Here is a 25558-nt window from a genome sequence, read left to right as displayed (position 1 = left end):
CACAGGGGGTTCTCTCATGCGCATTTCACGTCTCACTCGCACCTCGATGCGAGCCGTCGCTCTTGCTGCGACGGTCGCAGCGGTCACACTGACTGCGGCCTGCGGCGGTACGGGATCGTCCGATTCCGGCGGCGGCAAGACACTGACCGTCTACACCGCAGACGGACTCGGTACCTGGTACAAGAGCGAGTTCGCCAAATTCAAAGACCAGACCGGTATTTCGGTCAATATCGTCGAGGCAGGCTCGGGCGAGGTCGTCTCGCGCGTGCAGAAAGAGCAGTCCAACCCGCAGGCCGACCTGCTCGTCACGCTGCCCCCGTTCATCCAGAAGGCCGACGCCGACGGACTTCTCACGGCACCGGGCGTCGACACCACCGGCGTCGATCCGTCTGCCGTCGGCGGCAACTACGTCGGCATCGTCGACAACTATCTGTCATTCATCCGCAACCCGTCCGCACAGCCTGCGCCCGCGTCGTGGAATGACCTTCTCGACTCTCGTTTCAAGGGCAAGATCCAGTATTCGACGCCGGGCCAGGCAGGCGACGGCACCGCGGTACTCCTGCTCCTGCAACATCTGATGGGCAAGCAGGGTGCGCTCGACTACCTCGGCAAGTTGCAGGCCAACAACGTCGGGCCGTCGAGCTCGACCGGAAAGCTGCAGCCGAAGGTGAGCAACGGCGAACTCCTCGTCGCCAACGGTGACGTACAGATGAACCTCGCATCGATCCGCGACGACGGCTCGAAGTTCGACCTGTTCTTCCCCGCGATGCCTGACGGGTCGCGAACCACGGTGTCGCTGCCGTACTTCGCGGGAATCACCAAGGGAGCACCGCACGCCGACGACGCCAAGAAGCTGCTCACGTTCCTGCTCTCGAAGGACGTACAGAACACGGTCGGCACCGACGCTCTCGGCGTCTCCGTTCGCACCGACGTCGCCGCGCCCACCACGTCGCCGAGCCCCGCACAGACAATCCAAGGCGTGACGATCTGGCATCCGGACTGGAAGTCGGTGCTCTCCACGCTCGACGCCGACGTCGCCGCATATCAGAAGGCAACCGGTAACTGACATGGCACAGAATCCGTTGACTCGCAGGAAGGTCGACGCCGAGCTCTCGGCGTCGACCCCCTCGGGGGCCTCCCCACAGCAACCGGCGATCGCCTTCGATCGCGTGACCGTCTCCTATGGACGCGGTAAGAACTCCACAGATGCGTTGCGCGACTTCACGTTGCGCGTCAGCCGTGGTGAGACCGTCGCGCTGCTTGGTCCGAGTGGTTCCGGAAAGTCGACGGCACTCAAGTCGCTCGCAGGGTTCGTGCGCCCGACAGCCGGTCGGGTTCGACTGTCCGGCAACGACATCACCGACCTTCCGCCCGCACGTCGCGGGATCGGCGTCGTCGTGCAGTCGTACGCACTCTTCCCACACATGCGGGTGCGTGACAACGTCGCCTTCGGGTTGCGAGCACGCAAACTCTCCAAGCGCGAGGTCGGCGAGCGGGTCGAGGAAGCACTCGGCATGGTCAGCATGTCCGAGTACGGTTCACGCCTGCCCCGCGAACTCTCCGGCGGACAGCAGCAGCGCGTGGCCATTGCCCGGGCACTGGCCATCAAGCCCGACGTCCTACTGCTCGACGAACCACTCGCTGCGCTCGACGCCGCCCTACGCCAGACCATGGTCGGGGAGCTCCAACGACTGCGAGATGCATTGCCCGACACCACCATGCTGTATGTGACGCACGATCAGACCGAGGCCCTCGCGCTGGCAGATCGGATCGGCGTCATGCGCGATGCTCGCCTCGTCGACATCGGCACAACCGATGAACTGTGGTCTCGACCACCGTCGGGCTTCACGGCGTCGTTCCTCGGTGGCGCCAATCTTCTCCCCTGCAAGGTCGGACGCGTGTCCGGCGCAACGGCTTTGGTCGAGGTCGGTGAGAAGATGCTGTCGGCGACCGCCCCGGAACCGATGTCGAGGTGGACGCCGGGATTGCCTGCGCACCTGTGCATCCGCCCACACGAAATCGAAGTGACCGCAGTCGGTGCACAGCGATCACTGCGTGCCCGCGTGACGACGTCGGTCTGGCGCGGGGCGTCGACACGCTTGACGCTCGCCGTCGACGGTCTGCCCGATCAACTGATCGACGCCGACGTCGCGGGCCGCGCCGACCACCCGGTCGACGAGGTCGTCGGCGTGCGGTTGCCCGACCCGGCAGGCACATTGGTCGACACAGCCGGAGGTCCGCGATGACGTCGGCAACCCTCGCGGAGCAGGCGACGTCCGCACCACCGCCGTCGAATCAGGCACCGCGTCGCCTCGGAGCACTCGTCTGGGCGTTGCCGCCTCTCGTGGTGATCGCCGTCATCGCGGTGTATCCGCTGATCCGGATGCTGGCCGAATCCGCTGACGGTCAAGGTCAAAGCACCTGGGGCGCAGTGTTGAGCAGCGAGGCGTTCGTGCGGGCGTTGACCACGACCGCGTGGATCGCGATCGCGTCGACGGTCGGATGCGTTGTGCTCGGCACGTTTTTGTCCGTGGTCCTGGCGTTCGTGCCCTTCCCAGGTTCGGGCCTGGTGGCGCGCATGATCGATACAGTGCTCGCACTGCCCTCGTTTCTCATCACCCTGGCGTTCACATTTCTGTATGGCTCTGCGGGAGCGGTGAACTCGGCGATCGCCGCGGTGACCGGAGAACGTCCACTGCACTTTCTCACGACGCCGTGGGGCGTGATCCTCGCCGAGATCACCTTCTTCACCCCTTTCGTCGTCCGACCGCTGTTGGCCGCGTTCGCGATGATGTCGACGGATCAACTGAATGTGGCTGCATCGCTGGGCGCTTCGCCGTTGCGGGTGCTCCGCTCGGTGATCCTTCCCGAAGCGTGGCCCGCGTTGGCAGCGGGCGGAAGCCTGGTTCTGCTGTTGACGCTCAACGAGTTCGGCATCGTCGCCTTCACGGGCGCCAAAGACGTCACGACGCTGCCCGTCCTGATCTACACCCGTGGCATCGTCACGTTCGACCTGCCGGGGGCGGCGGTGATCGCGACTGTCCAGGTCGCACTGTCACTTGCCCTGTACGGCGCCTACCGATTGTTGTTCGCACGCATCACGACTCGCAGGGAGAAGATCTGATGTTGCTCTGGACTCGCGCCAGCCGGGTAATCACCTGGACGATCTTCGCGGTCGTCGTACTCGTGGTCTTCGTCGCACCGATTGCCACCGTCGTCATCGCCGGGTTCGCAGGCTCGTGGACGGGCCCACTGCCGTCGAACCTGGGTCTCAACCATTTCGGGGATGCGCTCTCGGGCGAGAACCTGGCATCGCTGTCGGTCAGCATTCAGACGGCCTTCATCGCCGGCGCCATCGCGCTGGTTCTCGGCACCTGGGCCGCGCTCTCGTCCAGGGAGGCGCCCGCGCCGATACGCCGATTCACCGACGCGGTCTTCCACCTGCCGATCGCGGTGCCTTCGGTCGCCATCGGGTTGGGTTTGCTGATCAGTTTCAACTCGAAGCCGTTGCTCTTGGGCGGCACCCGTTGGATCGTGATCGTGGCGCACACCGTGCTCGTCCTGGCCTTCGCGTTCAGTTCGGTCACCGCTGCGTTGGAACGACTCGATCCCGCCTACAAGCAGGCGGCGGAATCGTTGGGCGCCAGCCCGTTCCGCGTGCTGACCCGCGTCACGCTACCTCTGTTGACGCCCGCACTCGGGGCTGCCGCAGGTCTCGCGGTGGCACTCTCGATGGGTGAGCTCGGCGCGACGGTCATGGTGTACCCCGCGACCTGGAAGACGTTGCCGGTGACCATTTTCGGACTCTCCGATCGCGGTCAGGTCTTCTCGGCGGCAGCCTGCACGACGGTGCTGCTGGCGACGACGCTGGTCGCGCTCACTGTTCTCGGCAGAATCCGCACGCGAGCAGCGTAGGCGGCTGGCACGACGGACGTCCGGTTGCCGTGCAATCGGGCGCCGTTGCGCGATCTCCGTTGTGCAATCCGCTGAACTGTTTGCATCGACGTTGGCCGATTGGACATAGCCGAATCGTCTCCGTCTCGATGGACTGAGACCATGGATGCGATCACCACTCCCCCACGCCCAATCAACGAGCCGGTGCACACCTACGCGCTCGGCACCCCGGAACGTCGACGGATCGTCGAGGAACTCTCGCGACAGTCGTCGGCCGAACCGGCGGAGCTGCCGCACATCATCGGTGGCGCGGCGCACATCGGAGACGGTGAGCGACTCGACGTCGTGCAGCCACACTCTCATCACGAGGTGCTCGGCACGATGACCAACGCCACCCACGACGATGCCCGCGCCGCCGTCGACGCGGCGATGACAGCGCAGGAGTCCTGGGCGCACACCACTTTCGACGATCGAGCGGCCGTACTCCTGCGCGCGGCAGACCTGCTCAGCGGACCGTGGCGTGAAAAGCTAGCTGCCGCAACGATGCTCGGGCAGTCGAAGACTGTGCAGCAGGCCGAGATCGACGCGCCGTGCGAGCTCGTCGATTTCTGGCGGTTCAACGTCGAGTTCGCGCGGGAGATCCTCGCCGAGCAGCCGATGTCGTCGCCGGGTGTGTGGAATCGCCTCGATCACCGTCCGCTCGACGGATTCGTCTACGCCATCACACCATTCAACTTCACCGCCATCGCCGGCAATCTCCCGACCGCACCCATGCTGATGGGCAACACCGTGGTGTGGAAGCCCTCTCCGACACAGGCGTACGCCGCGCACATCACCATGAGGCTCCTCGAAGAGGCCGGACTCCCGGCCGGCGTCATCAATCTGGTGAACGGCGACGGACGCGCGATGTCCGACGTCGCGCTCGCCGACGAGAATCTCGCGGGCATCCACTTCACCGGCTCGACCGCAACCTTCCAGCATCTGTGGCGCGAAGTCGGCAACCGCATCAACGACTATCGCAACTACCCGCGCGTCGTCGGCGAGACGGGCGGCAAGGACTTCATCGTCGCGCATTCGTCAGCGGACCCGGATGTGTTGCGCACCGCCCTGATTCGCGGCGCCTTCGAGTATCAGGGGCAGAAGTGCTCGGCCGCATCGCGCGCGTATGTCGCGCGCTCGGTGTGGGATCGCATGGGCGACGACTTCCTCAGCGAGGCAGCCGAATTGACCTACGGCGATGTACGGGACCTGTCCAACTTCGGCGGTGCCGTGATCGACCGACGCGCCTTCGACAAGCAGGTCGCCGCGATCGACCGTGCGAAGACCGTCGCCTCGACGACCGTCGCGGTCGGCGGGCAGTGCGACGACACCGAGGGTTACTTCGTCCGGCCGACGGTGCTGCTCGGCGACGACCCGACCGACGAAGCCTTCTCCACCGAGTACTTCGGACCCATCTTGTCTGTCCACGTCTACGACGACGCCGACTTCGCATCGACGCTGCGCATGGTCGATTCCACCGCGCGGTACGCGCTGACCGGCTCGATCATCGCCACCGACCTCGCCGCCGTGTCGACGGCGTCGAATCTGCTGCGCAACGCGGCAGGCAACTTCTACATCAACGACAAACCGACCGGCGCCGTCGTCGGCCAGCAGCCGTTCGGTGGGGCGCGCGCATCGGGCACCAACGACAAGGCAGGTTCGAAAGCGAACCTGATGCGCTGGACGTCGACGCGGACCATCAAGGAAACCTTTGTACCGCCGAAAGATTCGGCCTACCCGCACATGGCAACTGATGCCACCGAGAAGGACTGAGGTGACATGACATGAGCGCACTCTTCGATTCGGTTCTGCGCCCGGTGATCACACGCGCGGCGGGGAGCCAACGCATCAAGCAGACATCGCAGCGGCTTCCGGTCACCGAACGCGTCGTCGACCGCTTTGTTGCGGGCGAGTCGGAATCCGACGCACTCGCGGCAATCGCCGACGCACTCGGCAGCGGACTGTCGGTGACCATCGACCACCTCGGCGAGGACACCACCGACGAAACTCAGGCGTCGGCGACGGTCGCGGCGTATCTGAGTCTCCTGCAGGGGATGTCGCAGTTCGAGGCGCCGCCAGGGGCACTGGAAGTGTCGTTGAAGCTCACTGCGCTGGGCCAGTGTCTGCCGCGGCATGGTCGAAAGATTGCCGAGGAGAACACGCACACCATCTGTGGTGCCGCTGCCGCGGCAGGCGTATTGGTCACGGTCGACGCCGAGGACCACGGCACCGTCGACGAACGACTCGACATCGTCAGGACTCTGCGCGGCGAATACCCTGAATTGGGAACGGTTTTGCAGGCATACCTGCGTCGCACCGAGGACGACTGTCAAGAGTTCGCGGCATCCGGCGCTCGCATCCGGCTGTGCAAGGGCGCCTACTCCGAGCCCGCGTCGGTCGCCTATCCCGAACGCTCACTGATCGACGAGGCGTATCTGAGATGTCTACGAATCCTGATGAAGGGCACCGGATATCCGATGGTCGCCAGCCATGATCCGACGATGATCGAGGCGGCCGAGCTGATGGCGATCGAGTTCGGCCGGGAGCCACACAGCTGGGAACACCAGATGCTCTACGGCATCCGAGCCGACGAGCAACAGCGCCTGGCCACCGCCGGCCACGCCGTCCGCGTGTACATCCCCTACGGCCAGGAGTGGTACGGCTACTTCGTCCGACGCCTCGCCGAGAAGCCCGCCAACCTGGGATTCTTCCTGCGCGCGCTGGTGTCGGGCTGAGGGGGGCCCTCCGCTGATCGAGCTGTTTTACCGCTGATCGAGCTCTACCCGCGGATCGAGCTTGTCGAGATCACCGCCGGCCAAAGTGGTCTCGACTCGGGTGCTCACTACGTTCGCGCCCGCTCGACCAGCGGTGGGGCCCGCCGATAGAGCCTTTCCCGCTGATCGAGCTTGTCGAGATCACCAGCGGGGGGCAGTGGTCTCGACTCGGGTGCTCGCTTCGCTCGCGCCCGCTCGACCAGCGGGGGGCCACCCGCGGAGCGAACCGTCTACCGCTGATCGAGCTTGTCGAGATCACCAGCGGGAGGGGTGGTCTCGACTCGGGTGCTCGCTACGCTCGCGCCCGCTCGACCAGCGGGGGGCTCGCTCGACCAGCGGGGGCTCACCCCAGCGGCTGCGCGCGCTTGACCTGTGCGGCGGCGCGGGCGGCGTCGAGTTCGATGTCGGTGACGATCGACGCCCGGCCCACGCGCAGCGTCCCCGAGGTCAGCGGCTGCGCCCGCAGGCCGCCGCGACCGATCAGCGCCTTACGGGCACCCTCGCCGGCCATCGTGTCCATCCACGCGCACGGGTGCGCCGGACGTCCGCCGCGGAATCGCACGGGACCGTCGCCGGTGTCGACGCTGAACTCCCTCCCGCGCAACGGGTCGAGTTCGAGGCCACGCACCACCACGTTGCGACGGGCGACAACCGGGTCGGCGTCACCGGCCGCCGCCTCCCACGCTTCTAGCGCCAAGAACGTCACGGCCGCTTCGGTGTGAGCGCGCACGCCGAAGAACCTGTCACCGCGAATCCCCTTGTCGGCGACTATCTCAACGCTCGACGGCGTCTCGGTCGGCACGTCTGCGGCCGGACCGTCCTTCGGTCGTCCGAAGTAGGCGTGTGCAGGCGAGACGACGAACGTCACGATCTCGACGTCGTACCTGAACTCCATGCTCCCAGGCTACGCAGCCCGCATCGACCGGTCATCTCTCCGAACGCGGCACGTACGTCAGCCCTCGGAACACCGCGCTGCTCGCGAACACCGATGCGTCGAGTTCGACGTCACGATGCCGCGCCATACGCAGCGCGAGCCGTAGGAGCATCTTGATGTCGCGCGGTGTGATGTCGGGGAACCCGCCCACGAGGTCGTCGAGCAGGTCCTCCCCCAGGATGACGTCGTTGCCGGCAGCCAGGATCTGCCAGACCTGTCGGGCGTCCTTCGGTCCGGGCGGCGCGTAAGAGATGATCGCTGCACAGCGGGCGAGGATCGCTTCGTCGACACCGTCGATGCGGTTGGTGGTGAGGAACAGCAAGCCGTCGAAATACTCGAGGGTGCGCAGGAATTCGGCGACGATGGCGTTCTGCGCGAGATCGAGTCCGCGCTCCATGACGAACACGTCGGCTTCGTCGAGCAGGAGAACCGCGTCCCATCGCTTGGCGCGATCGAAGATCACTTCGAGGTTCTTGCGCACCAATTCGGCTGTGATGCCCAGTGATCCGGAGTGGATCGAGTAGAGCGGACGTCCGGTGACCTCGGCATAGACCTCGGCGGTAAGTGTCTTCCCGACGCCCGGCCTTCCCTTGGCGAGGATGACGTTGCCTGCCGACTTACCGCCGATGATGTCGCCGGTGAACACCGAAATGTCTGTCGTGAGGATGTTCAGCAGTTCTCGTTGATCGTCGGGTAGAACGAGTTTGTCCTGCAGGTGTGTCTCGTAGACGTACTCGGCGAGGTCGGCGGTGTTGACGTCGAGGAAGTCCTGCGCTCCGAGATCGAATACCCGCACCGCTGTGGTGACCGGCACGGGACCGAAATCGTCTCCGCCGTAACGGTTGCTGTCGAACAGTACCGAGGCGGCGACCATGCGCAGTGGTGCGATCTCGTCGGGTGCGACGTCGTGCACCACCTTGCGATCGTTTCGCGAGTTGGGCGAGCGATAGTCGTCGTTACGAATCACCCTGCCGCTGAACGTGTATTGCTGTCCGAAACCGGTGTCGATGATGTGCTGGTAGCGGTCACGGCGCGCCTGGTACTCGGCCTTGAGGTCGCTGCTCTCCTTGTACGCACCGCCGGCCAACAGCACGTCCGCGGGTGTCTTTCCGACGACCTCGGTGTCTTCGAAGTAGAGAACCCGAGGCTTACGTGAGGGTCGCTTCACGGTGGCATTGTCTGCTTCCATCGTGAATTTGATTCGCGGACCATGTGTTCGGTCACCGTGCTCGAGCGTGATGTCCATGACGAGATACGGATGAAGGTAACCGTCGGACTCGCGGACGTAGAGCCAGCCGTCGATCATCTCGTGTCGTAAGAAGGTCCGGAAGATCTCGACGGCGGCGTCGAGGTGTGGGATCGGCGCAAAGTCGCCTGCCCGCGACGACACAATCGCGCCGACGACACGCGAGAACGAGTCCTCGCCAAGGGAATCCGCCGTCGCGATCAGGTCGCTCAGCGCCGCGTCGGTGAGATCCCGGTCGGCGATGGCGATCTCGGGCGAACGCCACGACGACGCCTGACCACGAACCCGCGCCAGGTCGTCCGACGTTGTACCCGCGACGAGTGTTGTCGGTGCTACCAACATGATCGACCTTCCCTGGTCGTCGATCGGGCGTCCGATTACGCGGACGCCCGATCTGAAAGCTGGACTCAGGCCTCGGGATCGAGGACGAAGTCGTACGTCACGGCGACGCCGCCGTCGACCGGCTGCGGGTCGAGCATCAGTTCAGGCTTGACGGCGGAGGCGATGTCGTCGTCGTTGTGCGGATCACCTGGGAAGTAGAGCTGCGTGGTGATCAGCTCGTAGCCCGGCGCGCTCACCTTGAAGTGCAGATGCGCGGGTCGCCAGGCGTGCCATCCCGCCGCCTCGATGAGCTGACCGCATGCACCGTCTGTGGGGATCTGATACGGCGCGGGCTGCAGGCTGTGAATCTCGAAGTGCCCCTCGCCGTCGGCGATCCAGGTGCCGCGGAGATTCCACTCCGGCAGTCCCGGCGCGAACTGCGAGTAGAAGCCGAGATCGTCTGCGTGCCAGAGCTCGAGCTTGGCGCCCGAGAGCGGTGTGCCATCGACAGCGCGCACCTGTCCGGAGAACACCATCGGTGTGCCCGGCTCGTCGTCGCGCATGGGAATGGTTCCGTTCCATGATAATTCGGGCGAGCCCTCGATGTAGTACGGTCCCTCGATGGTGCCCTTGCTGCCCTCGCGATGCTCGTTGGCAACCTCTTCGACCGAGTGCTCGAGCCAGACGTCGAGGAACAGCGGCCATTCGCCGTCCTCACCCACCCTGATCAGCCACGCCTTCAAGGCGTTGTACTCCTCGTAGGTGACGCGGTCGTCGAGGACGATGTCGTTGAGCGCCTTCACCGCCTTGCTCGCCAGGTAGTTGACTCGTTCGGCGTCGACGACGCCTGCACGAGATCCGCTGGTGGCCATGCGTTCACGGAAGCGCGCCGAGGCATTGGCGCCCGACTCGGCGGCCTTCGCGGTGACCTCTTCGTTGAAGCTGGCGTCGATGGTGTTCGTCATGATGGATACTCCTTGTTACTTCGGGCTGTGTGCTGGGTGACCAGGGGCTGCGAGTTGAGCGAGAAGTGGGCCGCGGGCGGGTCGGTCAGCCCGCGGCGATATCTGATGGGTGGGTGGCGAGGGGCGTCACGTGGATCGTCATGTACGGAAACAGCGGAAGTCCGGACAGGATGGAGTGCAGTTCGTCGTTGTCGGCGACGTCGAATATCGAGAAGTTGGAGTACTCGCCGACGATCCGCCAGATGTGTGGCCATGCGCCTTTGCGTTGCAGCTCTTGCGAATACGCCTTCTCGCGCGCGACGGTCTCGGCCCGGACATCGGGAGCGAGGTCGTGGGGAATGTTGACGTCCATGCGTACGTGGAAGAGCATCGGTGGTCTTCTCTCAGTGGTCGAGTCGATAGTGGGTGAGTTTTTCGGGATCGATCTCGACACCGATACCCGGCGCTTCGGAGCGATGCAGCAGGCCGTCGGAGATCTGCAGCGGCTCGGCGAGTAGGTCGTCGCTCATGTCGAGGAAGTTCGAGAGCTCACCGGCCTGCCGCGACGTCAGCTCGAAGGCCGTTCCGAACGCGAGAGTGCATGCGGTGCCGATCTGTCCGTCAATCTGATTGCCCATCACCACCTCGAGGCCGAGGCCTTCTGCGAGGTGGTGCGCCCGGCGCGATCTGGTGAAACCCGTTCGGGCCGTTTTGATGCTGATCGCCGTGGCCGAACCACCCAGCACCTCGCGTGTGATGTCCGCGGGTTCTGGCACCGATTCGTCGGCGATGAAGGGGACGTCGAGACGTTCGACGAGCCAGCGTCGACCCTGCACATCGTCTGCGGGACAGAGCTCTTCGGCAAAGAGCAGGCCGAGGTCAGCCATCTCGGTCATGGCGCGCATCGACTCCGACGCCGACCACCCCCGATTGCCGTCGACGTAGAGATCGATGGACTCGCCGAAGCTCTCCCTTAGTGCGCGGACCACCGCGGTGTCGAGCGACGCCGGCCGCCGCCCGACCTTCACCTTGAACGTGTTGATGCCGTAGGTGTCGCGCATGCGCGCGGCCTCGGCGACCATGACCGACGGTTCGTCGAATCCGAGCATGTGACTGACGCGCATACGGTCGGTGTAGCCGCCGAGCAGGTCGGCGACCGGGTAGCCGAGGATCTTGCCGAGTGCGTCCCAGACGGCCATGTCGATCGCCGACTTCGCGGTCGGATTGCCGACGGTGCGTGCGAGCCGTTCGCCGATGACCTCGCGTTCGAGCACTGTAAGACCAACGAGCTGCGGGGCAAATACCTTGTCGATGACTGCGACGATGCCGTCCTGCGTCTCGCCGTAGGTGAACGGTCGTGGCGGCGCCTCTGCGACGCCGACGATGCCCTCGTCGGTGTGGACCCGCACGAGTACGTGCTCGGCCGCGTGGACCTCACCGGAGGCGAAGCGCAGTGGTTTGGTGTACGGGATCGCGAACGGAATCGCTTCGATCTCAGTGATTTTCATGAGTGTGGTCCTTGTGGGAAGAGTTCGGCGAGCTCAGGAGCGCCCCGGCCAAGCCGAATGCGTCCGCAATCACCTCGGACACGGTCGCGACGAGTGGATTGGTGTCATCCGTGCGCCATGCGAGCGCTACTTCGATGGAGCCGGCGTCGGCCAGTTCGCGGATGACGACGCCTGCCGACTGCAGTGCACGCACCGAGCCGGGAAGTACAGCAACGCCGAGTCCCGCGGCAACCAGCGCGAGCAGGACGGGCGTTCCCGATGCCTCGTGCGACCGCTGCGGAACGAAATCCGCACTCCTGCAAGCCCGCAACACGGCGTCGTTGACCGCAGAGTCACGACTGTCGTACATCACGAATGGTTCGGTGCGCAGATCTTGCAGCGCCACAACAGGTTCGGATGCAAGCCGGTGATCACTGGACACGGCGAGGACCAACGGCTCGACGTCGATGGTGCGTACCTCGATGCCGTCACCGGCCACCGGCGGTCGCAGTAGTCCGAGGTCGATCTCGCCGGCGACCAGCGCGTCGCGCTGTGTCGGAGTCAGCATGTCCGCGGAGATCGCGAGCTCGACGCCCGGGAGCTGTTGTTTGACGGCGCGGGCGATCCTGGGCAGATGCGAGAAGGCCCCGATGCCGGTCAGTCCGAGTCGCACCAATCCACTGCGTCCGGCGGCGATACGTCGTACCTCGTCGACGCATCCGTCGACGTCACCGAGGATGCGCCTGGCCTCCGCCTGCAGGTAGAGGCCTGCGGGAGTGAGTGAGACCTGGCGAGTCGTTCTGGTCATCAACGTGACGTCGAGTTCTGCTTCGAGTTGCCTGATCGCGTACGACAGCGCGGGCTGCGCGACGTGCAGCGTGGCAGCGGCCTGCCCGAAGTGACATGTGTCGGCGACGGCCACGAAGTACCGCAGATGTCGTAGCTCCATGTCACCGCTCCTCTCACGCCGACTACTCGGAAGGAGCGAATTCTGAGTCACTCCCCTGGCGCCATGTGACTGTCACCACTTTCGAGATCCACGGTAGAAGCCCGATCCATACAAGACAAGGACTCATATTCGTGTGATTGATCGATGACATCGATCAATCAGAACGTGGGTCAGGGCTGCGACAGCCCTATGCGTGACCGGTCATAGAGGCGGGACAGCGCGAAACCCACGGAAGAGCGCGACCCCGAACCCGCCGGCCTAAGCCGACGCCAAGGCCCGCAGCGGCGCGCCGGTCTTCGCTTCGACGTCGGAGAATTCGACGCCGGGCGCGAGCTCGACGACGTCGAATCCCTCTGCCGCGACGTCGAATACGCCCAGATCGGTGATGACCCGACTCACCACGGAGCGCCCGGTCAGCGGCAGTGAGCATGCGGCGACGAGCTTCGGGTCGCCCTTCTTGGTGACGTGCTCCATGAGCACGATGACCTGGCCTGCGCCGTTGACGAGGTCCATCGCGCCGCCGATGCCCTTGACCATCGCGCCGGGAACCATCCAGTTGGCAAGGTCGCCGTTCATCGCGACCTGCATGCCGCCGAGTACGGCGACGTCGACGTGCCCGCCGCGGATCATCGCGAAGCTGGTCGCCGAATCGAAGAACGACGCGCCGGGCAGCGTCGACACGGTCTGTTTGCCCGCGTTGATCAGATCCGGATCGACGTCCTCGTCGTAGGGAAACGGGCCGACGCCGAGGATGCCGTTCTCGGCATGCAGTGTGATCCCCGAGTCGTCGGGCATCTGGTCGGGAATCAGCGTCGGAAGTCCGATGCCGAGGTTGACGTAGTCGCCGGGTCGCAGCTCTTGTGCTGCGCGCGCGGCCATTTCGTTACGGGTCCAGGTCATGATGCCACCTCTGCTGCGCCGACTGCCACGGGATGCGGCCGGGTTGTCCGATGTTCGATTCCCTTGTCTTCGGCCTGCTGCGGCGTCAGTTCGACGACGCGCTGCACGAAGATTCCGGGCAGGTGCACCTCGTCGGGGTCTAGTTCACCGACCTCGACGACGCGCTCTGCCTCGACGATCGTGATGCGTCCGGCCATCGCGGCGGGCGGATTGAAATTCCTTGCGGCAGCGTGGAAGCAACAGTTACCCGCGGTGTCGACGACGGCGGCACGGATCAGTGCGTAGTCGGTGACGATCGATTCCTCGAGCACCATCTGCCGCCCGTGGAAGGTCCGCACCTCCTTCGGCGCCGACGCGAGTGCGACCGAGCCGTCGGAGTTGTATCGCCACGGCAGACCACCCTCCTCGACGGGAGTGCCCACCCCGGTCGGCGTGTAGAAGGCACCAATTCCGCTGCCGCCGGCCCGCATTCGCTCGGCGAGCGTACCCTGCGGCGTGAGTTCGACGGTCACCTCGCCCGCGAGGAATTGGCGCCCGAACTCCTTGTTTTCGCCGATGTACGACGCGATCACCTTGTCGATGCGCCGCGCTTCGAGCAGCAGTCCCAATCCCGCACCGTCGACACCGCAGTTGTTGGAGACGATGGTCAGCCCACTCGCTCCCTGCGCGAGCAGGGCGTCGATGAGGAACTTGGGAATGCCCGAGAGTCCGAAACCTCCGACGGCGAGGCTCGCGCCGTCGGGGATGTCGGCGACGGCGCTGGCGGCCGAGTCGGCCACTTTGCTGTGCCGGGCAGGCGAATTGACGTTGGTCATGGGTGCTCCAGATGGTCGAGAAGGAGAGGTGTGATCTCTTGTGGCTGTTGGGCATTGGCCAGGTGGGCCGCGTGTCCGACGACTTCCAGCCGACCGTCGGGCACCGCATCGACGATCTCGGCGAGACGATCGGGCGGCGTCGCGGGATCATCGGCGCCTGCGATTGCGAGCGTCGACGCCTTAATGGCCCCGAGTTCGGCGCGCACATCCGCAGTGGCGAGCGCCTCGCAGCAGGCTGCGTATCCCTCCGCCGGGGTGCCTGCGATCATCGCGCGATACCACGCGACCGTGTCCGTATTACGTTCGTCGGCAAGGTATTCCGCAGTGAACCAGCGTGTGAGAATCGCATCGGCGATCGCCCCTGTGCCGTCGGCGCGCACGGTCGCCGCACGATCAAGCCAAGGTTGCGCAGGCGCGAAACACGCTGCGGTGCACAGGAGCGCAAGGGCATCGACCCGCTCGGGATTGCGAATCGCCACCCGCATCGCGGTCAGTCCGCCGAGGGAGAGTCCGACGACGTGGGCCGACGCGATGTCGAATCGATCGAGCACACCGACGAGGTCGTCGGCGAGGTCGTCGATCGTGTACGGACCCGTCGGCACCGGCGAATCACCATGTCCGCGTGTGTCGTAGCGCACCACCTGGAAACGTTGCTCGAGTGCCGAGAGCTGCGCGTCCCACATTCGATGAGTGGAGCCAAGCGAATTCGACAGCACGACGACCGGCGCATCGGTTCGGCCCGTTACGTGCGCACTGACCTCGACGGCGCTCATCGGGTTGCCTCGAAGATCGCCGCGATCCCCTGTCCGCCACCGATGCACATCGTCTCGAGAACGTACCGGGCATCACGACGCCGCGCCTCGTACGCAGCAGTGGCAAGGATGCGACCTCCCGTTGCACCGATGGGATGTCCGAGCGAGATGCCGGATCCGTTGGGGTTCAGGCGATCATCCTCGGCGTCGACCTTCCACTCAGCGAGCACTGCGAGTACCTGGGCGGCGAAGGCCTCGTTCAGTTCGATCAGGTCGATGTCGTCGAGGGTGAGGTCGGCGCGGCCGAGCGCTGCCGCGGTGGCACCGACGGGCCCGAGACCCATTGTCTCCGGGGCACATCCGCTGACCGCCCACGACCGCAGGGTGAGCATTGGATCGAGACCTCGACGTTCCGCTTCGGCCCGTGTCGTGACGATGCACATCGCGGCGCCGTCGTTCTGACCCGATGCGTTGCCTGCGGTGACCGTGGACTCAGAGTCGATGCGCTGGCGTACAGGGCGCAGTCCCGCAAGCGATTCCACACTCGCGTCGGCGCGGGGATGCTCGTCGGTATCGATGACCGTATCCGGCTTACCGCGTCGACCGGGCACGGTGACGGCAACGAGCTCGTCGTCGAAGCGTCCCTCGCGCTGCGCGGCGACCGCACGGTGATGCGATCGGACTGCCAACTCGTCCTGCTCGTCGCGTCCGATCCGGTACTCACGACGCAGGTTCTCCGCGGTCTCGATCATACCGCCGGGCACCGGATGCGACTCGCCTCCCGCTGTCAGACGCCCGCGTTCGAGCCGGTCCATCAGTTCGACGCCGCCCGCGCGTACGCCGGTGCGCAGTCCGAGCGCGTAGTGCTCGACATTCGACATCGATTCCGCACCACCGGCGATCACCAGATTCGCTCCTCCGGTAGCGACCTGCGCCGCACCGTTGAGGATCGCCTGCAGTCCCGAGCCGCAGCGGCGGTCGACCTGCATACCCGGTACCCCGACCCCGAGCCCTGCGTCGAGCGCGGCGATCCTGCCCAGCGCCGGCGCCTCGCCATTGGAGTACCCCTGCCCGAGGATCACGTCGTCGATGTCACCCTCGCCCAGACTTGTCCTCGTCGTCAGTTCGCGCAGCAAGCCGGTCGCGAGGTCGGCGACCGACAGCGACGCGAAGACACCTCCCATTCGTCCGACCGGGGTGCGCAGCGGCGAGCAGATCACGACATCTGTGGGGGCGTTCATGGTTTCAACACTAGGAACTGCGAGCGATATTGAGAAGTATTCATTTGGGATCGACTAAGATGTCAGAAGTATCAATACCGAGGAGACGCCTGATGGAGCTGCGCCACCTTCGCTACTTCCGCGCTGTCGCGGAGGAACTGCACTTCGGACGTGCTGCCGAACGACTGCACATCGCGCAACCACCGCTGTCGCAACAGATTCGCCAGCTCGAGAACGAACTCGGGTTCCCACTCCTCATCCGCACCACCCGCACCGTGGAACTCACGCCCGCGGGTCAGGCTTATCTCGAACGCACCGTCGCAATCCTCGACGCCGTCGACCATGCCGGAACGCACGCCAAGCGGATCGCAGAGGGCACACAGGGCCGCCTCGCCATCGGGTGTGTCGGATCCGCGACCTATTCGCTGCTCCCCCGTTTCGTCCGGGCCCTCCGCGAAGAGCTCCCCGACGTCGACGTGAGTGTGCGCGGCGAGATGCTCGCACCCGCACAGATCGCGGCGCTGTTGGCGGGCGACATCGATCTCGCCCTGCTGCGTCCACCGATCACGGCACCCGAGGTCATCGTCACGCCCGTGCGGCGCGACCGATTGCTGGTGGCGCTTCCCGACAGTCACAACAGGGCGCGTCAGCACCACGTTGCCCTCGCCGATCTGCACGACGACGACTTCATCTCCCATGCGGGACAAGGACGTTCGGTGATGCACACCCAACTGGCCACCCTGTGCGCGGCTGCCGGATTCGTCCCGCAGATCCGACACGAGGTACAGGAGACCTCGACGCTCGTCACGCTTGTCGCGGCGGGCCTCGGGGTCGCCGTCGTGCCCGAGCCGACCGCCGCGCTCGGAATCGCGGGGGTCCGCTACCTACCGATGACCCCCGACGCCGACCCCGTCGATCTGGCCGCGGCACGTCTGGTCACCGCCGACGCTCCGATCGTCGAGCGAGCGCTACACGTGCTCCGCGACGTCGCCCGCGACCTGTCAGCATTGCCGAGCTGACCAACGTCAACGGCCGGCAGCCTGCACCCGAGCACGGATCGCGTCGACGAACACCGTCTGGATGTCGCTTGCGTTTTTCGCCACGTACGACGACCCGCCGGTCGCCTCGGCGATCTGCTTCAGAGCATCGGTGTCGGCGTCGTCGGAGATCCCGATGGTGAGCACGAGCACGGGCCGCGCCGGATCCTCAAGCTGCTTGAGCTGCGAAAGCAGTTGCCTGAGACTGATGCTGTTCGCGTCCTCGTTCCGGCCATCGGTGAGGATGATGACGCTGTTGGAATAGTTCGGGTCGTAGCTGTCCTGGACGTTCTTGAACGCTGCCAAAGTGGTGTCGTAGAGTCCGGTTCCACCACCCAGCTCCGACGGCGCGAGTCCCGCCTTCACCGCTGCCGTGAGCTCGTCCAGGTGCGTGCCACCACCCGACGCCGGAGCGTCGAGTCGACGAATCGGCGACAGTTCCTTCCAGTCCTGCCCCTGTCCGCCCTTGTTGACACCGAACGACCACATACCGATCTCGGTGTTGTTCGGGAACAGCTTCAAACCGGTCAGCGACGCGTCGATGGTCAACTGCGCACGCGTCTCGCCGCCGTCACTCTCGGCCATAGACCCCGACGTGTCCTCGACGACAAGCGAGCGAATCGGCACGCCGAGAACCTGCCACTGCCGTAGAGCCCTGTCGACCTGCGACGGATCGCTGAGCTTCAATACCGTCAAACCCTGTGTGTCACCGGGCTTTCGGAATCCCGCGTCGGTGATCGACGACGCGCCGTCGCCAGAAGTCAGCGCGGTGGAGAGGTCTTTGCCCGCTGCCGTCGCCGTCTCCGCGCGCGACTCCGGCGCGGTATTGACGAGCGGATAGTCGAGCATCACTGTGCCGTCCTCGGGGATCGACGACTTGAGCTTCGAACCGGGATGCGTTCGCGTGAACAAGGTGAGCTGCTGCTCGGTGGTGACCACCGGCGTCGTCGACGTGTTGGCCAGATTGAGCCGCGTGCCCTCGTTGTCGTTGACCAGACGAGCGTTGTTCTGCTGGACCGCGAGCACGGTCATCGCTTCGGTCAGGTCGTCGTTGGTGAGCTTGCCCGCGTCGACCTCGGCGAGCGCTCCGACGATCGGCGCATCCCCGGTGCTGGTGTCGATCGGGTTGCCCGCGCGCAGACCGTCGAGCTTCATCACGTCGACCCAGTTCGATAGCTTTCCGACCTGCGTACCCGCCACCACGACGGGTGTGGCGGCGATTGACGGTGACACGGTGTCGAATTGGCGACGCACCTGCGTCGTCACCCGCCTCGCCTGTTGCGACGAATCGGGCACCCACAGATCTGGAGCTTTGTCACCGCTGGTCAGCAGGCCCGGGACGTCTGCGCCTGCCACCGCTGTGACGGTGTAGTCGTAGCAGGAATCCGACGACATCTTCGACGTGGCGTCGGCGACCGCGTCCCGGATCGCCGGGTCGGCCGCGACGCTGACCGACGTGCGGTCGCCACAGCCTCCGACGATTCCGGACTTCCAGATCGCTATGCCACCGACGATCGCGACGACCAGCAGCAGTGCGGCTGCGCTCCACAACCACATCCCTCGACGACCGCTGCGCGCCTCACGATGCTCGAATCCGAAACCGTCGCCCGAGCCACCCTTGCGCGTCGATCTGCTTCCACGCGGTGACGTCTGGCCGCTCGACGCCGCCACCCCGGCCGCCGCAGCCTGGCGACCCGAGGCGGGTTGCGCAGCCTGGCGACCCGAGGCGGGTCGGGGCATCGAGGACGGTGTCTTCGGCGCCGCAGTTGTTGACGCCCCGGTATTCGACGACCCGTCCGGTCGACGCTGCTGCACGGGCGTCTGGCCTTGCGGCGCCCGGCGCTGCGGAGCCTGGCTCTGCGGGGCCTGGGGCTGCGCGGCTTGGGGGCGCGATGTCTGGGGCCGAGGAGCTTGGTGGCCAGGAGTCTGCTGCCGAGGAGGAGTCTGCTGCCGAGGAGGAGTCTGTTGCGGAGGAGGAGTCTGTTGCCGGGGACCGGGAGGAGGTGGGGTCCGTCGCGGCGGCGTCGGACGCGCGCCGGCACGGGTCGGGTCGTTGGGTAACCCCTGATCCCTGAAGCCCTGCCCATCGAACCCCTGACCCTCGACCTCCTGGCCGTCGGAATCGGAGTCGGAAAAGTGCCGCCCCATTGTCGTGCGTCCCCCTGGTGTCATCGGCGCTGCGCGCGCCGAGAAGTATGTCTGCGGTCGACTCCGGAGAGTCCTACGCAAAGACCTCGGCGAAGGTGTCCAGCGACTTGTTCAGGTCGCCCGAGACGGCCATTGCCGCGGCCTTCCCCGCGGGGCCGATCAGCGGTAGCCCACCCAGATCAAGAGTGAAGACTACTGACGAGCCGGTCTCCGTGGGCGATATGGCGAGATCGAGTTTCGCCTTGATCCCACCCTTGCCGTTGCCCTTGAGACGGACCTGGCTCGTCGGGTCGTACGTCTCAACGACCCAGTCGAACCGGATGCGTGTGCCTTTGACCTTGACGACAGAGGAGACCTTCGTGCCCTTTTCGAGTTCGCCGGGGCCGGGTATCGGTGAACGCCAACCGTCGTGCAGAAGCAGCCACTCCGAGTACCGACTGAGATCCGACGCTGCTGACCAGGTATCTTCCGGAGAAAGATCGACCTCGATGGAGCTGCTCGTCTTAGCCATGGTTCGTCAGCCTAGCGTCACCACTGCCGCACGTTCGATGCTGGGCCGATTTCTGCGCGGGCACGATGTGACCATCCGGATCACCGAGGTCGAGGCGTATGCGGGCCCGCTCGATCCGGCCTCGCACGCGTACACCCGGACGCCCCGTTCGGAGATCATGTACGGGCCGCCGTCGAGGCTGTACGTGTACCGCATCCACGGTCACTTCTGCGCCAACGTCGTCACCGGACCCGACGGCGAAGCGTCGGCGGTACTGCTGCGTGCGGGCGAGGTCGTCGACGGCCTCGACGTTGCGCTCCGGAGGCGCGGGGAACACCTCGCACCGACGCGCCTGGCCCGCGGGCCGGGAAATCTGGCCAAGTCGCTGGGTATCACGATGGACGATCTCGGCGTCGACCTCGACGCTCCACGCTCGCGCGGGGTCCGATTCATCGCACCCGACGAGATCGACCCCCACCCCGCCGGCGCTGGGCCTATCAACTCCGTGCTGATCAGCTCCGGGCCCCGTGTCGGAGTTCGACGCAACGCCGACGTCGCGTGGCGATATTGGATCACCGACGATCCGACGGTCTCGGCGTACCGTCGCCACCCTCGGGCCCACTAGACAACAGTTGCGGTTGCCGAGAGGCGCGGATTCCGCACCCCACAGCAACCGCAACTCGGTTCGAACTCGCTCAGGCCGGTGGCTGCTGATCCCCGGCAGGCTTCTGCTCGGCTGCGGGCTGCTGCGCCGGCTGCTGTTCGGCAGGCTTCTGCTCAGCGGGCGCGTCTTCCGCACCGACCGCCTTGCGAGCCGCGTCCTGTGCCTTGTCGACCTGGTCGGCGTACTTGCCGCCGGTGGCCTTGTCGATGGCGTCGCCACCCTTGTCGATCAGACTCGGGTTGCCCCGGAGTGCTTCCTTCGCCTTGTCGACGAGTCCTTTGAGATCCATGGTCTGCTCCTGGTCACACTCGGTGATTGGGTCGACGTCGACGCCGCGGGAGCAGCGTCGCGTGCAGTCGAGTCTATGTCCATCGGCGGGTCGGAACCACGGACCAATGGACCAGAAATCAGGACTGAGCCGACCGCTCCTTCTCGGCCCGAAGGCTCGTCTGCTCAGCGTCGTCACGTTCACGCTCGTGACGAGCGATGATGCGCGGTCCGATCCGCGACATGATCTCGACGGCCACGATGCCGACGGCCGCTGAAATAAATGCAACCGAGTTCATCTGCCAGTTCGACGAGTCGAGTTTGAACATGTGCTGGGTGAACGGCCACGAGAAGATCAGCACGTATGCGCCCGCGGACACCGCGATCAGCAGCACCTTCCACCACGTATACGGGCGCGCGACAACAGCCAGGACGTACACCGCGATGGCGATCAGCGTGATCAGAGTTGCTGTCGCGGCCTGTGTCTGATGTGGCGACAGCTCCACCGAGTCGCCGCCCAGCGAGTTGCCGGACCCGCCCGGATTGACGATCAGATAGGTGACGAATGCGCAGAGCCCGACGATGATTCCGTTGGGCACCGCCTGTGTCAGCACACGCCGCACGAATCCGGGACGAGCCCGCTCGTTGTTGGGTGCGAGCGACAGGATGAAAGCCGGAATGCCGATGGTGAACCACGCGGCGATCGTCACGTGGATCGGCTGGAACGGATAGCTGATCGACGGTGTGCCGAACAGCTTTGCTCCGAGCCCTGCGATACCCACGAACAGCGCCAGCAGCACCGCGTAGACGGTCTTGGTGAGGAACAGGTTGGAGACACGCTCGATGTTGCCGATAACCCGACGACCCTCACCGACGACATAGGGCAGCGTCGCGAACTTGTTGTCCAACAACACGATCTGGGCCACCGATCGAGCGGCAGAGCTCCCCGACCCCATCGCGACGCCGATGTCTGCGTCCTTGAGCGCGAGCACGTCGTTGACGCCGTCTCCGGTCATGGCGACGTTGTTGCCATCGGACTGCAATGCGCGCACCATCGCACGCTTCTGGTCGGGCCGTACACGCCCGAACGTGACGCCGTCTTCGACGGCGTGCGCGAGTTGGTTCGGCTCGGTCGGCAAGTCGCGCGCGTCGACGGAGGTGTCGGGTGAGCCGAGGCCAAGCGACTCCGCGACCGCGCCCACCGAGCGGGCGTTGTCGCCGGAGATGATCTTGACGGCAACGTCCTGCTCCTCGAAGTAGTCGAGGGTGGGACGAGCATCCGAACGGACCCGCTGCTCGAGCACGACGAGTGCGACGGGGGTCAGGCGCCCGGGCGTCGCCGACCCCGCGTCCGGCTCGGTGTCGACAGCGACGTCGAGCCGTGCCAGGAGCAGTATGCGTAGGCCCTGTGCCCCGAGATCGCTTGCGACGCGCGCCGGTTCGGAGTCGTCGTCGAGCAGCACATCGGGGGCTCCGAGGACCCAGTTGCCCGCGTCGTTGCCGTCGGCATCGACGAACGACATGCCGCTCCACTTCTTGGCGGAGGTGAACGGCTCGACGGCCGAAGTCGTCCAGTCGGGCGCGTCGTCGTACACCTCGCCGACGGCCTGCATGCTCGCGTTGGGACTGCGATCGTTCTTCGCCAGCGCGGCGAGTGCCTGCTCGGCCTCCGTACGACGATTCGACGACGCGCCTGCCCCGCTGCCGTTCTCAGCCGTTCCGTCGTCGACTTTTCCGTCATCAACTTTTCCGTCGTCGCTGATGATCCGCAGCTCCGAGACGCGCATGCCGTTCTCGGTGAGTGTGCCGGTCTTGTCGGCGCACACGATGTTGACGCGCGCGAGGCCTTCGATCGCTGGTAGTTCGTTGACCAGACACTGCCGCTGCCCGAGACGGATGACGCCGACGGCGAATGCGATCGACATCATCAGCACGAGGCCTTCGGGAACCATCGGCACGAGCGCCGCGACCATGCCGAGCAGCGATGCGCGAAGACCGTTGTTGCTGATGAAAAGCTGGTTGACGATGGTCAGCAGCCCGGCGGGAATCAACAGCCAGGTGATGACCCGCAGGATCTGATTGATGCCGGACCGCAGCTCCGACGACACGAGCGTGAACTTCGACGCCTCGGAGGCCAACTGCGCGGCATACGCGTCGGCGCCCACCTTTGTCGCGCGGTAGGCGCCCGCCCCGGACACCGCGAAGCTGCCGGACAGCACCTTGTCTCCGGCGGATTTGTCGATGGGATCGGCCTCGCCGGTCAGCAGCGACTCGTCGACGTCGAGGACATACGACTCGACGACCTCACCGTCGACGACGATCTGATCGCCCGCACCGATCTCGATGATGTCGTCGAGCACCACCTCGTTCGGTGGGATCTCGGTGACCTCACCGTCGCGTCGCACACGCGGTTTGGCCTGTCCGACGATGGCGAGTTTGTCGAGGGTCTTCTTGGCGCGGATCTCCTGGATGATGCCGATACCGCTGTTGGCGATGATCAGCAGACCGAACAGCCCGTTGATGAGCGAGCCGGTGAAGACCACGATCGCGAACAGCACCCCGAGGATCGCGTTGATCCGGGTGAAGACGTTGGCCTTGATGATGTCGCCGACCGAGCGCCCCGAGCGGTCGGGCATGTCGTTGACCTTGCCGTCGGCGACGCGCTGTGCGACCTCGTCGGCCGTGAGGCCCCGCTCGGGGGCCGCAGTGCTCTGCTCGCTCACGCCGAGGTCTCCCACCACGTGGGTGTGCGCAGTCCGGTCCCGATACGCGCGGTGATGTCGATGGTGCCGCCGGGCTGCGGCACCACGACGGACGTGTTGTTTCGCTCGGCTGCGGGCAGCAGGCGTGTGATGGGATCGGCCCACGCATGCCTCGCGAGACTGAACGTTCCCCAGTGAATGGGCAGGAACACCGAGTCGGAGCCCGATTCGCGCGACAGCATCCGATGTATCGCGACGGCTTCCTCCGGGTCGACGTGCACCTCCGGCCACGACGGGTCGTATGCGCCGACGGCGATGAGCGTCAGGTCGAACGGTCCGTGTCGTGCACCGAGTTCTTCGAAGCGCTCGCTGTAGCCGGTGTCGCCGGAGAAGAAGAATCGGTGCTCGGGTCCCACCACGGCCCAACTCGCCCACTGTGTGAGGTTGCGGGTGAGTCCGCGCCCGGAGAAGTGGCGGGCCGGTCCGCAGAAGAACTCGAGTGAGGTCGCTCCGCACAGGACAGAGACGCTCTGCCAGACGTCGGCCTGCCGGATACGGTCAGCGGGGATTCCCCAGCTCACGAGGTGCGCAGCGACACCGACGGGCGCGATGAACACCGCCTCGGGCGATGCGTCTGCCAAGGCGACGACCGTGTCCATGTCGAGGTGGTCATAGTGATCGTGACTGAGCAACACGACGTCGATCTGCGGGAGGTCGGCAACGGTGACGGGCACCGGATGCAGTCGGGCCGGCCCCACCTGCTGCCACGGGGAGCACCGCTGGCTGAACACCGGGTCGGTGAGGATGCGGGTACCGTCGAGCTCTACGAGTGCCGACGCGTGCCCGAGCCAGGTGACGGTGAGCTTGCCGGGCTCTGCGTCGAATTGCGGCACGGTGACGAGGACCGGTCGGCTCGGCCTGCCGGGGCCGCGAGCCATGTCGAGGGCAACCTGGAAGTCGGGAGTCACTCCGGATGCCGACGGTTCGGGATTGACGAACGCGCCGTCGACGAGATACTCCGACGATTCGACGTACGGCCGGATCGCGTCGCGGTCGGCACCGAGCGCGCGGGCCGCGGGCAGTCCTGCTGCCGACAATGCGCCGGTTGCCGAATCGGCCACTCGCACCCCGACGTCGGCGAGACGACTGATCATGAGCGGGGTTCCCTGTCTTGTGGGGAATTCGGTGTCCTGCGAGAACTCCTTGCGACCATTCCGCCACACTATCGCTTCTGCACCACGATCAATCGGACGCGCGTCGAGTCGCATCGGTGGACAATCGTTCTCGTGGCGACATCGACCCTGATACGCTTCCGACACCTATCCGTTTCAACTGGGGAGTGAGCGGTCCGTTGGCTCGGATGTCCGTCGATGACAGGCGCACAGCGCTCGTCGAATCCGCGTATCGCGTGATTGCCGATCACGGCGTCGAAGGCGCGACCACGCGGCGCATCTGTGCGCATGCCGGAATGCCACTCGCGAGCTTCCACTACGCATTCGAAAGCCGTACCGCACTGCTCTGGGCAGTGATGGAAAAGGCTGTGCCCGAGGATGTTTCGCTCATGCTCGAGTCGCTGCTGCCGGTGGGCGAATCGTCTGCCGTCGGCGTCGAGGCGATGCGTACCAAGATGTTCGAGCAACTCGACGCGTTCTACATGATGCTCAAAGCCGACCCCGGGCGGCTCCAGGCGACCATCTCGCTCGGCATCTACGCGCACAACCATCCCGAATTGCAGCCGGCGGGCAAGCAGATGTACGAGCATCTCTATGCGCTTGCGGCACAAGGGCTGGCCGCGGCGGGCGAGCAGGCGCAGATCGATTGGCTCACACCGGTCGCTCGCATTGCTCCCGTGTTCATCGCCAACATCATCGCGATCACCCTGGTCTACCTGTCGACTGCCGACGACAGCGCTCTCGGCGCCATCACGGAGTCGATGGTGCGTGACGTCATGACGCACGTCGCGCCGCGCTGACAC

Annotated in this window: 24 protein-coding genes; 9 read left to right on the top strand and 15 right to left on the bottom strand. The window is 65.6% G+C overall.

The features are described 5' to 3' along the window. Positions 1-16 precede the first annotated feature (16 nt). From ABW18_RS05070 to ABW18_RS05045, 6 genes are all read left to right on the top strand, one after another. Positions 17-1066, top strand: a complete 1050-nt coding sequence (locus ABW18_RS05070; RefSeq protein ID WP_049697868.1) for a 2-aminoethylphosphonate ABC transporter substrate-binding protein — start codon at positions 17-19, stop codon at positions 1064-1066. Between the two features lies 1 nt (position 1067). After that, the gene (locus ABW18_RS05065) at positions 1068-2246 is read left to right on the top strand and encodes an ABC transporter ATP-binding protein (RefSeq protein ID WP_049697867.1); all 1179 of its coding nucleotides are present in this window, start codon (positions 1068-1070) and stop codon (positions 2244-2246) included. Beyond that, positions 2243-3124 (top strand): 2-aminoethylphosphonate ABC transporter permease subunit, encoded by an 882-nt coding sequence (locus ABW18_RS05060; protein WP_049697866.1) that lies wholly within the window; start codon positions 2243-2245, stop codon positions 3122-3124. The genes ABW18_RS05065 and ABW18_RS05060 overlap by 4 nt, the downstream gene beginning before the upstream one ends. Beyond that, complete coding sequence (locus tag ABW18_RS05055; protein WP_049697865.1) at positions 3124-3915, top strand: ABC transporter permease; 792 nt, start codon at positions 3124-3126, stop codon at positions 3913-3915. Before ABW18_RS05060 ends, ABW18_RS05055 begins: the two co-directional genes overlap by 1 nt. A gap of 141 nt (positions 3916-4056) precedes the next feature. Then, positions 4057-5706: an L-glutamate gamma-semialdehyde dehydrogenase gene (gene pruA, locus ABW18_RS05050; RefSeq protein WP_049697864.1), complete on the top strand. Its 1650-nt coding sequence runs from the start codon at positions 4057-4059 to the stop codon at positions 5704-5706. A gap of 11 nt (positions 5707-5717) precedes the next feature. Further along, positions 5718-6668: a proline dehydrogenase family protein gene (locus ABW18_RS05045; protein WP_049697863.1), complete on the top strand. Its 951-nt coding sequence runs from the start codon at positions 5718-5720 to the stop codon at positions 6666-6668. Between the two features lie 382 nt (positions 6669-7050). Here ABW18_RS05045 and ABW18_RS05040 read toward each other — a convergent pair whose 3' ends face one another. The 10 genes from ABW18_RS05040 to ABW18_RS04995 form a co-directional block, all read right to left on the bottom strand. Next, positions 7051-7602, bottom strand: a complete 552-nt coding sequence (locus ABW18_RS05040) for a molybdenum cofactor biosysynthesis protein (RefSeq protein WP_049697862.1) — start codon at positions 7600-7602, stop codon at positions 7051-7053. 31 nt (positions 7603-7633) lie between these two features. Continuing rightward, positions 7634-9229, bottom strand: coding sequence for an AAA family ATPase (locus ABW18_RS05035; RefSeq protein ID WP_049697861.1), 1596 nt, complete (start codon positions 9227-9229; stop codon positions 7634-7636). A gap of 65 nt (positions 9230-9294) precedes the next feature. After that, entirely contained in the window at positions 9295-10173 is an 879-nt protein-coding gene (gene catA / locus ABW18_RS05030) for a catechol 1,2-dioxygenase (RefSeq protein WP_049697860.1), read from the bottom strand. A gap of 85 nt (positions 10174-10258) precedes the next feature. Beyond that, positions 10259-10543, bottom strand: a complete 285-nt coding sequence (gene catC / locus ABW18_RS05025) for a muconolactone Delta-isomerase (protein ID WP_049697859.1) — start codon at positions 10541-10543, stop codon at positions 10259-10261. A 13-nt stretch (positions 10544-10556) separates the two neighbouring features. Next, on the bottom strand, positions 10557-11660 hold the full coding sequence (locus ABW18_RS05020) for a mandelate racemase/muconate lactonizing enzyme family protein (RefSeq protein WP_049697858.1): 1104 nt from the start codon (positions 11658-11660) through the stop codon (positions 10557-10559). Then, a complete protein-coding gene (locus ABW18_RS05015; RefSeq protein WP_049697857.1) occupies positions 11647-12588 on the bottom strand; it encodes a LysR family transcriptional regulator in 942 nt (313 codons plus the stop codon). The genes ABW18_RS05020 and ABW18_RS05015 overlap by 14 nt, the downstream gene beginning before the upstream one ends. Positions 12589-12846: 258 nt before the next feature. Continuing rightward, positions 12847-13488, bottom strand: a complete 642-nt coding sequence (locus ABW18_RS05010; RefSeq protein ID WP_049697856.1) for a 3-oxoacid CoA-transferase subunit B — start codon at positions 13486-13488, stop codon at positions 12847-12849. Further along, entirely contained in the window at positions 13485-14303 is an 819-nt protein-coding gene (locus ABW18_RS05005; RefSeq protein ID WP_049697855.1) for a CoA transferase subunit A, read from the bottom strand. Before ABW18_RS05005 ends, ABW18_RS05010 begins: the two co-directional genes overlap by 4 nt. After that, entirely contained in the window at positions 14300-15076 is a 777-nt protein-coding gene (gene pcaD / locus ABW18_RS05000) for a 3-oxoadipate enol-lactonase (RefSeq protein ID WP_049697854.1), read from the bottom strand. The genes ABW18_RS05005 and pcaD overlap by 4 nt, the downstream gene beginning before the upstream one ends. Beyond that, positions 15073-16296 (bottom strand): acetyl-CoA C-acetyltransferase, encoded by a 1224-nt coding sequence (locus ABW18_RS04995; protein WP_049697853.1) that lies wholly within the window; start codon positions 16294-16296, stop codon positions 15073-15075. The genes pcaD and ABW18_RS04995 overlap by 4 nt, the downstream gene beginning before the upstream one ends. A 92-nt stretch (positions 16297-16388) precedes the next feature. Here ABW18_RS04995 and ABW18_RS04990 point away from each other — a divergent pair, with 92 nt between their 5' ends. Further along, positions 16389-17294 carry a LysR substrate-binding domain-containing protein gene (locus ABW18_RS04990; protein WP_049697852.1) on the top strand — a complete coding sequence of 302 codons (906 nt, stop codon included), beginning with the start codon at positions 16389-16391 and terminating at the stop codon, positions 17292-17294. Between the two features lie 6 nt (positions 17295-17300). On the opposite strand, the gene ABW18_RS04985 is transcribed toward ABW18_RS04990, so the two are convergent. Further along, positions 17301-19052 (bottom strand): VWA domain-containing protein, encoded by a 1752-nt coding sequence (locus ABW18_RS04985; RefSeq protein WP_420841300.1) that lies wholly within the window; start codon positions 19050-19052, stop codon positions 17301-17303. A gap of 481 nt (positions 19053-19533) precedes the next feature. Then, positions 19534-19971 carry a type II toxin-antitoxin system Rv0910 family toxin gene (locus ABW18_RS04975; RefSeq protein WP_049698077.1) on the bottom strand — a complete coding sequence of 146 codons (438 nt, stop codon included), beginning with the start codon at positions 19969-19971 and terminating at the stop codon, positions 19534-19536. Between ABW18_RS04975 and ABW18_RS04970 the strand changes: the two genes are divergently transcribed. After that, complete coding sequence (locus ABW18_RS04970; protein WP_049697850.1) at positions 19949-20575, top strand: DNA-3-methyladenine glycosylase; 627 nt, start codon at positions 19949-19951, stop codon at positions 20573-20575. The two genes, ABW18_RS04975 and ABW18_RS04970, sit on opposite strands and share 23 nt — an antisense overlap. 70 nt (positions 20576-20645) lie before the next feature. Here the strand turns inward: ABW18_RS04970 and ABW18_RS04965 are convergent, their stop codons facing one another. From ABW18_RS04965 to ABW18_RS04955, 3 genes are all read right to left on the bottom strand, one after another. After that, positions 20646-20903, bottom strand: coding sequence for an antitoxin (locus tag ABW18_RS04965; protein ID WP_049697849.1), 258 nt, complete (start codon positions 20901-20903; stop codon positions 20646-20648). Between the two features lie 118 nt (positions 20904-21021). Continuing rightward, positions 21022-23604 carry an HAD-IC family P-type ATPase gene (locus ABW18_RS04960; RefSeq protein ID WP_049698076.1) on the bottom strand — a complete coding sequence of 861 codons (2583 nt, stop codon included), beginning with the start codon at positions 23602-23604 and terminating at the stop codon, positions 21022-21024. Continuing rightward, positions 23601-24737, bottom strand: a complete 1137-nt coding sequence (locus ABW18_RS04955; RefSeq protein WP_049698075.1) for an MBL fold metallo-hydrolase — start codon at positions 24735-24737, stop codon at positions 23601-23603. Before ABW18_RS04955 ends, ABW18_RS04960 begins: the two co-directional genes overlap by 4 nt. 206 nt (positions 24738-24943) lie before the next feature. On the opposite strand from ABW18_RS04955, the gene ABW18_RS04950 reads away from it, so the two are divergent. Further along, positions 24944-25555 (top strand): TetR/AcrR family transcriptional regulator, encoded by a 612-nt coding sequence (locus ABW18_RS04950; protein WP_049698074.1) that lies wholly within the window; start codon positions 24944-24946, stop codon positions 25553-25555. Positions 25556-25558 lie beyond the last annotated feature (3 nt).

Source organism: Gordonia jacobaea (genome assembly GCF_001186365.1).
GTDB classification, from domain to species: Bacteria; Actinomycetota; Actinomycetes; order Mycobacteriales; family Mycobacteriaceae; genus Gordonia; species Gordonia jacobaea.
Note: the sequence above shows the minus strand (reverse complement) of the source record. Positions and strands in the feature narration are given on the sequence as shown.